The sequence below is a fragment of the Frankia sp. CcCS3 genome (genome assembly GCF_977927575.1).
This window is the reverse complement of record NZ_CDWRCL010000025.1, coordinates 15537-29268: the sequence shown is the minus strand read 5'-3', so window position 1 is coordinate 29268 and position 13732 is coordinate 15537. Positions and strand designations below refer to the sequence as shown.

Below are 13732 nucleotides of genomic sequence, written 5' to 3'. Positions count from 1 at the left end.
GATCTAGACGGCGCATCTCGGTCACAACGGCGATGGTGGGTCTGGAAGTCATGATCCCAGACTTGCCCGGCCGCCCCCGCCGACGCCAACACGTTGATCCACATGTGGACAGCCAGCCCACTCCCACACCCCCTCCGACGCCGTTCGGGGGACCTACGCACGGTCTTCACCCCCGAAACCGTGCCTTGCTCCCCCAAACTCGTATCCAGGGCGGCCAGGGCAGGGGGTGGCGAGGGACTCCATGAGGTCCGGGGTGACGTCGTGCAGGCTCGCCAGGAGCGCCGCGAGCCCGGCGGGCACCGGCTCGCCGCGAGCCGCGACACCCGGGGTCCCCGCGACACCCGAAACGGTCGAAGACCCCGAAACGGTCGAAGACCCCGAAACGGTTGAGGCGGCCGACGCGGTCAGGTCGAGCAGATCCGGCATGGACGGGATCATGATGGTCGCGCACCCGGCCGCCACCCCGGCGCGCGCTCCCGACGGACTGTCCTCCAAGACGACACAGCGGACCGGGTCGACGCCGAGCACCCGGGCGGCGGTCAGGTAGGGCTCCGGGTCCGGCTTGCGGCGAGTGACCTCATCACCGGCGACCGTCACGGCGAAGAACTCGTCACCGACGACGTGCAGCACCGGCTCCATCAGGTCGCGGAAGGACGAGGAGACCAGCGCGGTCGGGACACCCGCCGCCCGCAGCGCGACGAGCAGTTCCACCGCCCCGGGCTGCGGGACGATCGCACCGGGCTCGCGGAACAGCTCGGCGGAGCGGCGCAGCAGGAACTCCGCCGTCGGCACCACGTCGGACGCCGGCCGGCCGAGCATCGACACCATGAGCGGCACCGCGGTATCGATGCCGTGGCCGATCATGGCTCGTTTCATCGCCGGGGTGAACTCGCCGCCCAGCCGCGCCGCCGCCTCGTGCTCGGCGATGGTCCAGATTGGCTCGGTGTCAACGAGCAGGCCGTCCATGTCGAAGAAAACCGCCGCAAGGCTCCCCACGTCCACTCCTAGCTCAGGTAGCTCGGTAGCTCAGGGTCGTCCGGCCGCAGTGCCCGGTTGACCGGCCTAGTGCCGGGTCGGCCGCACGGTGCCCGGGTGACCGCACGGTGCCTACGTGGCCGCGAAGTACTTCGCCTCCGGGTGGTGCAGGATGATCGCCGAGGTGGACTGCTCCGGCACGAGCTGGAACTCCTCGGCGCGCGACGGGCCGTCGCCGTCCTCGGAATTCACCGAGTCGAGGCAGAGGCTGGCCGCCTGCAACAGGGTGCCCATGGCGCCATCGGCCACCAGCACACGCTCGGCCAGGACGGACACCAGATCATCGTGCACTGACCAAGGGTACCGGGACGGGTTTCGCCTGCCGCCGGTACGGTTTACCCTCCGTCCGGACGCCTCCGAGGATGCCGGCCACGGGCACGACGGTGACCACGGCAGGGTGATCACAACACAGGGACCACGGCACGGTGATGATTGCGGGGTGGGAATGCCGGACGCGTCCCGGCGGGTTGCCCATGGCGCGACCGCGGGTGGCACAGCCGGGGTGGCACAGCCGCGGGAACGGAGGGCGTGATGTCGGACCGCGCGGGTGTGCTCGGCGCGGTGGTCCGCACGAACACGGGCTGGGGCGCACCGGTGCGGCGGCGGCCCTAGGCCGGGCCGTTCGCATTCCCGCGACGGCGGGTATCCGTCCAGAGCCGATACGGTGCAGCCACCGCATCGATCCGGAATGGATGTCCGATCCGCCCGGGTCTAGCGCCATCGAGAGACCGAGGAAAGGCGTTCCCACGAGAACATCGGCAGACTGGACCAGCGTAGGTGACCCGCGGACGACCGCTGGTCGCCCGCGGGTCACCGGCTCACGGGCCATAAGGGAGGCTGAGGTCACGCATGTCGGCTCTGGGCAGGAGTCGTCTCCGTGAGGACGTACCGTTGCACTGTCACGGGGGCAGTGGGCCGCCGCGGGGCGGCAGGAGGTAGTAGGTGATCGAGTTCTCCGGCGTCGGTCAACTACGGTCGCCGGTCGTAGTAGCCGCCTTCGAAGGGTGGAACGACGCGGCCGATGCCTCGTCCGCCGCCGTCGAGCATCTGGAGACCGCTTTCAAGGCCCGTGTCATCGGTGCTATCGACCCCGACGACTACTACGACTTCCAGGTGAACCGACCGACGGTGAGCGGGACCGACGGGGCTTCCCGGAAGATCTCGTGGCCGACCACCCGCCTGTCGGTGGCGCGGCCACCGAAGTCCGAGACGGACCTGGTGCTGATCCGCGGACTGGAACCGAACATGCGCTGGCGTGGGTTCACCGACGAGCTGATCGAGGCCGTCCACGCCCTCGGCAGCGACATGGTGATCTCCCTCGGGGCGCTGCTCGCTGACTCGCCGCACACCCGGCCGGTCCCGATCAGCGGAACCGCCGGGGACGCGACGACGGCTGCCCGGCTCGGACTGGAACCGTCCCGTTATGAGGGGCCGACCGGCATCGTCGGCGTCTTCGGGGAGGCATGCGCACGGGCCGAGCTCGCCTCGGTGTCGTTCTGGGCGGCGGTGCCGCACTACGTGGCTAACCCGCCCTGTCCCAAGGCGACCCTCGCGCTGCTGCGCCGAGTGGAGGACATGCTGGACATCGAGATCCCGCTGGGTGACCTTCCTGAGCGGGCGAAGGCATGGGAACGGCAGGTGGACGAGCTCGCCGCCGGGGACACCGAGGTCGCCGAGTACGTCCGTTCCCTGGAGTCACGCGAGCCCGAGACGGCGCTACCCGAGGCCAGTGGGGACGCAATCGCCCGGGAGTTCGAACGGTACCTGCGCCGTCGCAGCCAGTAAAGGCCAGGAGGAGAGCCAGCTCGGTAAAAGAAGCTGCCCCTCTCCTCCGGGCTACTCCTCTCCTCGACGATCTCGCTACTCCTCAACGATCTCGGCGTCGATGATGTCCTCATCGGCGCCACGGCGGAACGGCACGTTCGCCGAGTTCGTGGCCGGTTCGCGCGGGGTGTGGGGTTCCGCGTCCGCGACGTCGGCCTGACGATGCCGGCCCGGGGAACGCCGCCCCGTGCTGGCGACGCGACCGGTCGCCCACGCGGTCCCGGAAAGACCGGAAAGATCCGACGGTCCCGCACCGCCCGCGGGGAAACCGGCGGGACCGGCTCTCCCCGGACCGAACGGCGACGACCCCCCGGGCTGGCGGCCATACGACAGGTCCGGCGGAACGCCGACGAGTGAGGCAGGCGGCATCGTCGGCCCGTCGACCACTGAGGTCCCCGCCGACCCCGGCGTCGCCGCCGACCCCGAGGTGCCCGGCGTTCCAGGCGTGCCCGGCGTCGTCGGCGCGGCCGTACCCGCCCGGGCCAGGTCGGTGACCGCCCGGTCCACCTCGTCGGAGGCCAGGACCCCGCGCAGGCGCAGCATCGCACCGATGATCTCACCCTGCTGGTGACGCAACGCCTCGAGCGAGGCCGTGCACCGGGCAATCTCCGCCTGCAGCTCAGCGTGCCGCTCCCGGGCGAGCCGGCGGCTCTCCTCCACGGCGTCGAGGAGGAGCTTCTCGGCCTGTTCCCGAGCCTCCCGCACGATCGGGTGGTTCGCCCCGGCGTCCTCGATCACCTCTTCCAGCGCCGCCTCCGCGATCTGACGGGCGCCGGTGACGATCTCCTCGGCCTCCTGCTGGGCGATGGTCAGCATCTGGCCAATCCGACCGCCGGCCTGCGCGGCCAGGCCCTCGACGCCCATGTTCGCGCTGCGGACCCGCTCGTTCTTCAGGGCGCTTTCGGCCGCGGCCGCGCGCGAGGTCACCTGGCTGGCGTAACGCCACAGCGTGGCCAGGTAGTCGTCGACCTGATGAGGGTCGTAGCCATACGCGACCTCGTCGAAGGCGGGCCGTTCGGTCGCTGCCCCGGGATCCACCCGGCGATGGTGAGCTCCCATCCTCAGCTCCCTCTGGGTCTGACGGGTTCAAGGTCTACACCCAGCAGTGTGTCAACGAGACGCCGCACGAGTGCGGGCGCCTCCCCCCAGGCGGGCACGTCACCGCCAGAACCGCGAACCGGGCCCCCCGGATTGGTGGGATCCGGGCCCGCACCGGCGGAGCCGCCCGCATCAGCGAGCGCGGCGCCGGCCCAGGCGTCCACCGCGGCGACGGCACCCGGGGCGTCAAGGTCGTCGGCGAGCCGCTCACGCACGGCGGCGAGCAGTCCCATGGCGTCGGGCCCGGTGGGCAGGGCGACGGCGGCCCGCCACCGGTTCATCCGGTCCACAGCGTCGTCGAGCAGGCCCGGCGTCCACTCCCAGTCCTCGGTGTGCCGATGATCGAGCAGGGCCAGACGCAGGGCCGCCGGATCCACCCCGGCCCGGCGCAGCCGGGAGACGAACTCCAGGTTGCCCCGCGACTTCGACATCTTGTGGCCGTCGAGGCTCACCATCGCGGTGTGCACGTAGCTGCGGGCGAACGGCTGAATGCCGGCGGCGACCTCGGCATGCGCCGCGCTGCACTCGTGGTGCGGAAAGCTCAGGTCGGTCCCGCCACCCTGGATGTCGATGACCCCGCCGAGATAGTGGCGGGCGATGGCGGCGCACTCGATGTGCCAGCCGGGCCGGCCGGGGCCGAACGGCGAGGGCCAGGACGGCTCGCCGGGGCGGTGTGCGCGCCACAGCAGCGGATCGAGGGGGTCCTTCTTGCCGGTGCGGCGCGGGTCACCCCCGCGCTCGGCGCAGATCGCCAGCATCTCGGCCCGGCTGAGACGCGAGATCTCCCCGAAGGCGGGTGCGGTGGCGATCGAGAAGTACAGGTCGTCGTCGACCTGGTAGGCCGCACCCCGGTCGACGAGCTCCGCCACCATGTCGACAATCATCGGGATGACCTCGACCACCCCGACGTAGGCGTCCGGCGCCAGCATCCGCAGTGCGGTCATGTCCTCGCGGAACAGATCGATCTCCCGGTCGGCGAGGGCCCGCCAGTCCAGCCCGTCACGGGTGGCTCGCTCAAGCAACGGGTCATCGACATCCGTTACGTTCTGTACATAGTGGACGTGATGCCCGGCGTCTCGCAGCACACGCTGCGCGAGGTCGTAGGTGAGGTAGGTGAAGGCATGCCCCAGATGCGTCGCATCATAGGGCGTGATGCCACAGACGTACAGCCTTGCTGTGGCGGCCGGCGCCAACTCGCGTACGCTCGACGTGGCCGTATCGAAGATCCTCAGTGGCTTCCCGTGACCGGGAAGAAAACGTATCGGAGGAGATTGCCACGCCTGCATGCGTGTCAGAGTAACCGCGAACCGACTCTCCGGCGGGCACGGGGAAAGTAACCGCAACGTAACCGACGGCATCCCAAGCCGATCCACCCCGGATCACCTACGGTGACATCTCATGTTCTCCCGCACCTGTACCCGCACTGGTTGACCCGCCCAGAACCAGAACCCGTTCAGAACCAGAACCCGCTCAGAACGGCGGCCAGGGAATCGCCGGCCAGTCCCCCGAGGGCAACGGGAACCGGCCCTTGGCCAGAAGCCCGTCGACCCGCATGGTGAGGGCGTCGACCTCGGTGACCGTGAGCAACTCCTCGAGCCGGTCCCGGAAGGGGCCCGCGAGCGCCTCACGCAGGTCGTCGAGCAAGGCGGTCTCCTCGGCATCGAGCCGCCTGCCCCGCCAGGTCCACAGCAGGGTGCGCAGCTTGCCGTCGGTGTGGAAGGTCACACCGTGATCGATGCCGTGAATTCGGCCGGAGGGCGCCGGCAGCAGGTGCCCACCCTTGCGGTCGGCGTTGTTGATGACGGCGTCGAACAGGGCGATCCGGCGCAGCTGGGAGTCGTCGGACCGGGTCAGCGCCACCAGGTCCACGGTGACGTCGGTATCGATCCACAGCTGCACCATGCCCTCGCCGAACGGGCCGTCACGCAGAATGGTAGGCGGGACGATGCCAAGCCCGAGCTGCTCGGAGACCTCGTAGGCGGCCAGCTCGCGGGCGGCGAGGGTGCCGTCCGGGAAGTCCCACAGGGCGCGTTCGCCGCGGACCGGCTTGTAGACGCAGCGGCCGGTCACCCCGTCAGCGCAGATGTCGCAGCAGAGCGTCGTGTTGCTCGCGTCGACCAGCCGGGCGGTGATCTCGAGGTCACCGCGGCGAAGGAGGTCGAGGGCGGCGGGGGCGTCGAGGCCGCCCCCGTCGATCGGATGCAGTGGCGGTCGCCACCCCGGGGTGGAACTCGCCGCGGAAACGCCCATCATCTCAGTCTGTCCGGTCCGGCAGGGTGATGTCACCGGACCGGACGGTGAGCGACATCTCTCCCACACCGCCAGGCCGACCGGACCGCACCGCTACCACGGACCGTACCCCCGCCATGGACCGCACCGCTACCACGGACCGCGCACCCGCGGCGGCCGGGCCCGGCGCCCCTCGCCGGCCGCATCAGCGCAGGTGACCGTTCTGGCGCGGGCAGACGTGACCGTCGTCCAACGGCTGCCCGCACAACGGGCAGGAGGACCGGCCCGCGGCCAGGACCCGCGCCGCGCGCCGCACGAACGAGCGCGCCTGCTCGGACTCCAGCAGGACCCGGACGGCGTCCGGCCCGTCGGGATCATCGGAGAATCCGACGACCGGGTCGGTCACGCCCGTCGCCTGCGCCTCGATGACGACCCGTCCGCCACGCGGATCCCAGCCGAGCGCGATCGTCGCGGCCTGGAACTCCTCGTCGATCGGCAGATCGAGCGGTGACAGGTCGGGGTCGGCCGGGGCGGGCTCGGGCGGCGGCGTCGCGCCACGGCGGCCCAACTCGTCGAGCAGCTCGGTCAGCTGTTCGGCGAGCAAGGCGACCTGAGCCTTCTCCACCGCGACGGTGACGACCCGCGCCCCGTCGCGGGCCTGCAGATAGAACGATCGGGCACCGGGAAGGCCTACGGTGCCCACGACGAACCGCTGCGGCGGGTCGAAGACGTGTATCCGGCGCGGCATGCCCGATCAGCCCGTTCCACCACCGGCGCTGGGACGGAAACCGCCGGCACCGCCACCGATCACCTCGTCCACGTCGAGCCCACTGGACCCCAGCGACCCCGGGGACTTCGAAGACCCCGGCGACCCCGGCGACTCCAAGGACTTCCGGGACCCGGGAGACGACGCCGCGGCGCCGACGGCCCCAGCGGAGCCCTCGGCCCGGGGTGGCGGGAGGAGCTCGACGACGTCCCCGCCGGTGTCGTTGATGCGCCGGACGAAGGGGCGGCGCTCGTTGTAGCGGATCACGGTCAGGGAACAGGGATCGACGGTGATCCGGTGGTACATGTCCAGATGCATGCCCAAGGCGTCGGCGACCACCGTGCGGATCACATCGCCGTGCGAGCACAGCAGCCAGGTGGCGTCTCGGCCCAGCCGCTCGTTCCACTCCCGCACGGCGCTCACCCCACGGGCCTGCGTGTCCCGTAGTGCCTCACCCTCGGGACCGGGGAAGACGACCGCGCTGGGATGGCTCTGCACCACGGCCCAGAGCGGATCCTTCGCCAGGGTCACCAGTTCCTGCCCGGTCCAGTCACCGTACCGGCACTCACCGAGCCGCTCGTCGATCTCGACCTGCTGCGTGCCGTCCAGGCTGGCCTCGCTGACCGGACGGCGTCCGGCGATCATCGCGGCCGTCTGGCGGCAGCGGTCGAGCGGGCTGCTGACGATCGCCGCCAGCGGGATGTCGGCGAGGCGTCGCGCCAGGTCCGACGCCTGGCGGCGGCCACGGTCGTCCAACCCCACGCCGGGCGTCCAACCAAGCAGGATCTTGCCGGTCACGGCGGTCAGGCCGTGGCGGACCAGCAGGACTGTGGTCAACCGGTCCGTCCCTTCTGTTGCTGACGCTCACTGTCTCCGCCGGGCCGGACGCGCGGGTGGCCCCGGATGCGCGGGTGAACCCGGACGCGCATCGGTCGGAACGCGCGACATCGCCTTCATACAGCCATGCCGCCAGACAGCCGTCCCGGATACCACGCTACCCAGCGGGCTACAACAGCGGCGGAACGGTTCGTCGTTACGCTTCCCGGCATGCCGGACGAGTACACGACCGCTTCCGCCTCGGAGCCTGACGCGGTCGGCCCGCAGGCACGAGCGGACCCGCAGCCAGCGGACCCCGAGGAGGTCTTCGCCGCGTTCTGCGGGGCGGGGCTGTGGCCGGGGCTGGGCCGCACGACGGCCGGCCGGCTGCCCGCGGCCGGGATCACCCGGCCCGACCACGTCGACGTCGGCCGGTTGGGCACCGTCGAGGGGGTCACCGGACCGCGGGCCCGGCGGCTCGCCGACAGCTTCCGCGCCGTGGCGGGCACGTACGCGGCCGTCGAACTGCTCGTCGCCGCGGATCTTCCGGCCCGGCTCGCGCGCGGGGTGACCGACCTGCTGGGACCCGCGCCCGCCGACCTCCTGCGGGCCGATCCGTGGATGCTGCTGACCGCCGCCGACACCGAGATCGCCCAGGCCGACCGGTTCGCCCGCCGCCGCGGTCTGCAGCGCGACGATCCGCGCCGGGGCCCGGCGGTACTCACCCATCTGCTCGGCCGGGCCGCCTCCCGGGCGGGGGACACCGCGGGCCCCGTGCAGGCGGTGCTGCGTGCCGCCGCGCGCGAGGGGGTGGCCGATCCGACCGCGGCGCTGACCGCGGCGCTCGACGACGGGCGGATCATCGCCGTCGGCGACCGGATCGCGCTGGAGCGGCATGCGATGGCCGAGCAGTCCGTCGCGGACGGCATCGAACGGCTGATGGCGACCGCCGAGCCGCTGCGCGCAGGCGCCCCCAGAGCCCGCCGCCGACCCGATGACGGGTCGGGGTACGACGGGTCCGGGTACGACGGCGACGACGATCCGGCCGGGCGGGCCGTGTCCGCACGGGCCGCCACCGCCCCGCCTCCGACGGCGCTGGCGTTCGACGACGACAAGGACTTCGACGACGACAAGAACGACAAGAACGACGACAAGGACGAGGGGGGAACGGGAGCAACGACGAGGTAGTGACCGGGCTGGACGAGATCCAGCTCGCGGCGGCGCGCGCCGCGCTGGAGTCCGGCGTCAGCGTGCTCACCGGTGGGCCGGGAACGGGCAAGAGCCGCACGGTCGCGGCCGTCGTACGACTGGCCTGGGCGGCCAAGGCGGTCGTCGCACTGGCCGCGCCGACCGGACGGGCTGCCAAACGCCTCGAGGAGCTGTGCGGGGCGCCGGCGAGCACCCTGCACCGGCTGTTGCAGGCTCAAGGGCGCGGCAGCGGGTTCGCGCGCGGCGAGCACAACCCGATCGACGCCGACCTCGTCGTCGTCGACGAGGCGTCGATGCTCGACGCGGAGCTCGCCGCCGCGCTGCTCGACGCCTGCGCGGACGGTACGCACCTGAATGTTCGTCGGGGACCCGGCCCAGCTACCGAGCATCGGACCGGGGCAGATCCTCGCCGACCTGCTCGAGTCCGGTGAGGTCCCGGTGACCGAGCTGCGGCGGTTGTACCGGCAGGCCGACGGCGGCGCCATCGCGACGATGGCCGCCGCGGTGCGCGGCGGGGAGCTGCCACCGCCACCACCGGGGCCTGGCCGGGAGGTCGTGGTGGTGCCGTCCGGCAGCTCCGGCGAGGCGGCGCATCGCACCGTCCAGCTCGTCACCAACTCCATCCCCCGCGCGCTCGGCATTCCCGTCGCAGACATCCAGGTCGTGACCCCGGTGCACGCCGGTCCGGCGGGCACCACGGCGCTCAACACCGCGTTGAAGGGCACGCTGAACCCGGGCGGCGGCGCCGTCTCCGGGTTCGACATCGGGGACCGTGTGGTGGCCACGGCGAACCATATCGACGTCGGATTCGCCAACGGCGAGATCGGCACCGTCGTCGCGCTGGGCGAACGCGGTGCGCTGCGGGTCGCGTTCCCCGGCGGCGTCGTCGAGGTGCCCGCTGGTGTGCTCGGTGATCTGCGGCACGGCTGGGCGGTGACAGTGCACCGCGCGCAGGGCAGCGATGTGGCCCGCCGTCGTCGCCGTGTTCCCGCCGGAGGCCGGCCGGATGCTCACCCGTCCGCTGATCTACACGGCGCTGACCCGGGCGCAGGCCCACCTGTCGATTGTGGCCGTGAACGGCCCGGCCATCCGCAACGCCGTGCGGAGCTCGGGCGGACGGCGCCGTATGACGCTGCTCCCGGCTCTGCTCGCCGGGCAGACCGCCGGCGGCTTCGACGATCCCGACGACGATCCCGACGGGGGGCCGGACGACAGGCCCGACGGCGGGTCCGGCGCGCGGCGGGCGGGCGGCACGACGGCTGGGGAGGCAGCCCGCGTACGGGACGGCGACGAACGGATGACAGTCTGAAACGTCGGGGCGTACATCCCCGCCAGCAGGCGACTGCGGCCACCCGGCGGAAGGCGGTTCTCTGACGGAAGGCAAGATCGTGGCAGACGAGGGGGCATGGTGAACGTAGACGCATCCGGGAGTCCAACCGCCGGCCAGGACGCCGGATCCGGGCCGGCGGTGCTCTCGGGTCCCCGCCGCCCCCAGGCGCCGGTGGGCGTGACCGCGGTCGTGGCCGCAGCCGCGAACAGTGCCACAGCCGGTGTCACGACCGGGACGGTCATCACGCCCGGGACCGCGTGCACGACCACCGCCGTGGCGCGGATCGCGGCGGCCAGCCCGCAGCTGCTGGTAGTCGCCGTCATACTCGCCGTCGCCGCCGGCGCGCTGATGCGGTTCGCCACCCCCAGCCATCTGTGGCTCGACGAGTCGTTGACGGTCGCCATCGCCTCGCGCCCCGTCCCACAGCTGCTCGACGCACTGCGGCACGACGGCTCACCGCCGCTGTACTATCTGCTGCTGCACGCCTGGATCGCGGTGTTCGGCGACGGGGACGTCGCCGTGCGGGCGTTGTCCGGGGTGCTGTCGCTGGCGACGCTGCCGGTGGCGTGGCTGGCTGGGCGGCGGGTGGGCCGGACGGCCTCCCAGGCCGGAAACGGTGGCCGTGACGCCGACGCCTGGGTGATCCTGGCGACTCTGCTGATGTTCGCCTGCTCTCCCTACGCGATCCGCTACGGCAGCGAGACGCGGATGTACTCGCTGGTCGTCCTGTTGGTGCTGGTGTTCGGGCTCGCGACCGTGCGGGCGCTGGAACGCTCCGAGCCGGCCCGGCTGACGATGCTGACGCTGGCGACCACCGCCCTCGTCTACACCCACTACTGGACGTTCTTGCTGATCTTCACCGTGGCGGCGTTCATGCTGCTGCAGGCCCGGCGGCGGCCCCAGTACCGGCAGGTGACCCTGCGGGCCTTCGCCGCGATGGCGGCCTCCGCCGCGCTGTTCGCGCCGTGGATGCCGTCGTTCCTGTTCCAGATGCTGCACACCGGAACGCCCTGGGCGCCCAAGGTGCAGGCCCAGGTGCTACTGGACACGGTCTTCGACTGGGCCGGCCCGACCTCCACGGGTGCGCTGCTCGGCATCGTGCTGCTCGGGGGCGCGCTCATCGGCCTGACCGCGCGTCCGGACGGGCGGGAGCTCGCGGTCAAGCTCTCCGGCCGGGTGCCGGGCCGTTACCTGGCCGCGATCTGGCTGGTCCCCCTCGTCCTGGCCTACTTCGTGAACATGTTCGGCGGCAGCGCCTACGCCGAGCGATACACCGGCATCGCCCTGCCGGCCTGCCTGCTGCTCGCCTCCCTCGGCATCGCCCAGTTGCCGGGCCGGCATGTGCGGGCCGGGGTACTGGTCGTCGCCTCGCTCAGCGGCCTGCTCGGCGGGTGGCAGCTCGCCCGGACCGAACGCACCCAGGCCGGGGAGATCGCGGACCGGATCGTCGCGCTGGCCCGGCCGGGAGACGTGGTCGCCTACTGCCCGGACCAGCTCGGCCCGGCCGTGCACCGGGCAATCGAACGGCACGGCGAGGTCACGGTACGGGAGATCGTGTACGCGGACAGTTCCGGCCCGGCGCTCGTCGACTGGGTCGACTACGCCGACCGGATGAAACGGGCGAACGGCACCAGCTTCGCGGCCGAGGTCAACGAACTGGCCGGTCCCGGCCACGCCGTGCTGCTCGTCCGCGCGGACGGTTACCGGTTCCTGGAGGGCGCCTGCGCCGTGCTGTCCGACCAGCTCGCCACGCTGCGCGACCGCACCGTGCAGGTCGAGCGGCGCAACCTGTACGAGGGCGCGTCGCTGGAACGGTTCTCCACGCTGCGCTGACCGCCCGCGCGGGCGGGGTCGTCGACGGCGAGGGCCGCGACGGCCAGCACGAGCAGACCCATCGGCAACGTGTAGTGGTTGAAGAAGGTCTGCTTGTTCATCAGGTTCAGGGTGAGCAGGACCAACGCGGCCCCCAGGCAGAACCCGGTGGCGTCCCCGCGGGCCCGCCAGGCCGCCGTGTAGGCACCGAGGAGGGCGACCGCGGTCAAGCCGAATCCGAGCGTGACCCCGAAATGCGACGCCAGGCCCGGCAGGGACAGCGAGTGGGCGAGCACCTCGTAGTGGAGGTTCGTCCAGACCGCGTCGTCGAGGAAGTCCCGGGGACCGGCCACCACCCAGGGGGCGACGAGGAGCGCCGCCACGACCGCGGCCGCGGCCGTCCGGCGGGGCCCGAACGCGGGGTAGCCCGCCGCCATGGGGATCAGCAGCACGACGTGCTGTTTGGTCGCCAGGGCGAGCGCGAACGCGACGACCGCCACCCGTCCCCGCCCGCTCGTCGACGCCCACACCGTCGCCGCCAGGCACGCCACGAGCAACGGCTCGGTCCAGGACTGCTGCAGGGCGTACATCGACTCGGGGAACACGACGACCAGCAACGGCAGCGCGGCCACCGCCGGCGCCGCAGGTGCCCTTCCCCCGGGTGCCCTTCCCGCACCCGCGACCGCGCGGATCAGGACCGCCGCCACCGCCAGGGCCAGCAGCAGGCCGTAACGGACGTCACCGAGCAGAAGCCGGAAGGGAGCCAGGAGCACGGACGTGACCGGTAGATAGGGGTAGACGTCGAACAAGCCGTCGACCGGGTACTCGGCCCGGCTCGGCGCCCACTGCTGCCGGTACATGTCGGCCCCGTGCGGCAGGCCGGCCGTGGAGACCTGGAGCAGGTGGAAGACGTCGATGCGGGGCGTCGGCGCGGCGCGGATCGTGGCGACGCCCGCCGCGCAGGCCAGGGCCAGGACCAGCCAGAACACCCACGGAGAGGCGAGCACATCGAGCCGGCCCCGGCCCTGGTGGGGCTCCCGGCCGATCCGGCGCCCCCGGCCGGCGCGGTGCAGCATGACCAGGATCGACCCGGCGGCGAGCAGGCCCGCGAGGATCGCGAGCACGTCCGCCACCGTGGCGAACCGGCCGACGGCGTAGTAGCGGGGACGGCGCACGAGCGGCACGACGCCGATCATGACCGCCACGAGCAGCCACGCCCCAAACCACCCACGCGGGCGCACGGCCACGGCGGTGCTGGCGGTACCGGCGTCGGCGGCGGGGCCGGCGGTGCCGGCCACGACCACCACCGCCAAGATCACTGCCGCGAAACCTACCAGGACGCTCGACAGCGCCCAGGCGCCGTACCGACCATCCTTGGCCGCGATGCCACCGGCCACCGCGCACCAGCCGACCAGGATCGCCGGCATCACCCGCCCCGGAGGAACCGGCCCGTCCGGGGGAGGCGAGGTCTGCGGTGCCCGTTGACCGGGTATCGACAATGCCATGTGCGCACGATGCCAGAGCCGCACCCGATCAGGCGGCCCGGACGCGCGTTATGGGAATAAGGCGGACGTATCACGGATCATCGCATGGTGTCGGGTCGAGGGGGTGCG

General features: G+C 72.1%; 9 protein-coding genes and 2 pseudogenes. 3 read left to right on the top strand and 8 right to left on the bottom strand.

Annotated elements, in window-relative coordinates:
- Positions 1 to 153: 153 nt before the first annotated feature.
- Both AC08OQ_RS04425 and AC08OQ_RS04420 read right to left on the bottom strand, forming a co-directional pair.
- Positions 154 to 996, bottom strand: a complete 843-nt coding sequence (locus AC08OQ_RS04425) for an HAD family hydrolase (protein WP_476602198.1) — start codon at positions 994 to 996, stop codon at positions 154 to 156.
- 111 nt (positions 997 to 1107) lie between these two features.
- Entirely contained in the window at positions 1108 to 1311 is a 204-nt protein-coding gene (locus AC08OQ_RS04420) for a hypothetical protein (RefSeq protein WP_476594997.1), read from the bottom strand.
- A gap of 666 nt (positions 1312 to 1977) precedes the next feature.
- Here AC08OQ_RS04420 and AC08OQ_RS04415 point away from each other — a divergent pair.
- Entirely contained in the window at positions 1978 to 2820 is an 843-nt protein-coding gene (locus AC08OQ_RS04415) for a PAC2 family protein (RefSeq protein WP_476602199.1), read from the top strand.
- A 75-nt stretch (positions 2821 to 2895) separates the two neighbouring features.
- Here the strand turns inward: AC08OQ_RS04415 and AC08OQ_RS04410 are convergent, their stop codons facing one another.
- The 5 genes from AC08OQ_RS04410 to AC08OQ_RS04390 all read right to left on the bottom strand — a co-directional run bounded on the left by AC08OQ_RS04410 (position 2896) and on the right by AC08OQ_RS04390 (position 7789).
- Positions 2896 to 3918 (bottom strand): DivIVA domain-containing protein, encoded by a 1023-nt coding sequence (locus tag AC08OQ_RS04410; protein WP_476602200.1) that lies wholly within the window; start codon positions 3916 to 3918, stop codon positions 2896 to 2898.
- A 2-nt stretch (positions 3919 to 3920) separates the two neighbouring features.
- Positions 3921 to 5315 carry a cysteine--1-D-myo-inosityl 2-amino-2-deoxy-alpha-D-glucopyranoside ligase gene (mshC, locus tag AC08OQ_RS04405; protein WP_476604575.1) on the bottom strand — a complete coding sequence of 465 codons (1395 nt, stop codon included), beginning with the start codon at positions 5313 to 5315 and terminating at the stop codon, positions 3921 to 3923.
- Between the two features lie 112 nt (positions 5316 to 5427).
- Positions 5428 to 6207 carry an SCO1664 family protein gene (locus AC08OQ_RS04400; RefSeq protein ID WP_462188470.1) on the bottom strand — a complete coding sequence of 260 codons (780 nt, stop codon included), beginning with the start codon at positions 6205 to 6207 and terminating at the stop codon, positions 5428 to 5430.
- Positions 6208 to 6391: 184 nt separating this feature from the next.
- Positions 6392 to 6934 carry a DUF3090 domain-containing protein gene (locus AC08OQ_RS04395; RefSeq protein WP_476591980.1) on the bottom strand — a complete coding sequence of 181 codons (543 nt, stop codon included), beginning with the start codon at positions 6932 to 6934 and terminating at the stop codon, positions 6392 to 6394.
- 6 nt (positions 6935 to 6940) lie between these two features.
- Positions 6941 to 7789, bottom strand: coding sequence for a histidine phosphatase family protein (locus AC08OQ_RS04390; RefSeq protein WP_476601847.1), 849 nt, complete (start codon positions 7787 to 7789; stop codon positions 6941 to 6943).
- A gap of 210 nt (positions 7790 to 7999) precedes the next feature.
- Between AC08OQ_RS04390 and AC08OQ_RS04385 the strand changes: the two are divergent.
- Both AC08OQ_RS04385 and AC08OQ_RS04380 read left to right on the top strand, forming a co-directional pair.
- A pseudogene (locus AC08OQ_RS04385) lies at positions 8000 to 10286 on the top strand (ATP-dependent DNA helicase).
- Positions 10287 to 10382: 96 nt separating this feature from the next.
- On the top strand, positions 10383 to 12140 hold the full coding sequence (locus AC08OQ_RS04380) for a glycosyltransferase family 39 protein (protein WP_476604576.1): 1758 nt from the start codon (positions 10383 to 10385) through the stop codon (positions 12138 to 12140).
- Here the strand turns inward: AC08OQ_RS04380 and AC08OQ_RS04375 are convergent.
- Positions 12101 to 13546: pseudogene (locus AC08OQ_RS04375) on the bottom strand (glycosyltransferase 87 family protein); the annotation flags it as partial. The gene AC08OQ_RS04380 and the pseudogene AC08OQ_RS04375 overlap by 40 nt on opposite strands.
- Positions 13547 to 13732: the final 186 nt, after the last annotated feature.

Excerpts from the sequence above, each read along its gene's own strand:
- AC08OQ_RS04380 (WP_476604576.1), top strand. The coding sequence starts at position 10,383 with ATGGTGAACGTAGACGCATCCGGGAGTCCAACCGCCGGCCAGGACGCC.
- AC08OQ_RS04410 (WP_476602200.1), bottom strand. The coding sequence starts at position 3,918 with ATGGGAGCTCACCATCGCCGGGTGGATCCCGGGGCAGCGACCGAACGG.
- mshC (WP_476604575.1), bottom strand. The coding sequence starts at position 5,315 with ATGCCGTCGGTTACGTTGCGGTTACTTTCCCCGTGCCCGCCGGAGAGT.
- AC08OQ_RS04400 (WP_462188470.1), bottom strand. The coding sequence starts at position 6,207 with ATGGGCGTTTCCGCGGCGAGTTCCACCCCGGGGTGGCGACCGCCACTG.
- AC08OQ_RS04395 (WP_476591980.1), bottom strand. The coding sequence starts at position 6,934 with ATGCCGCGCCGGATACACGTCTTCGACCCGCCGCAGCGGTTCGTCGTG.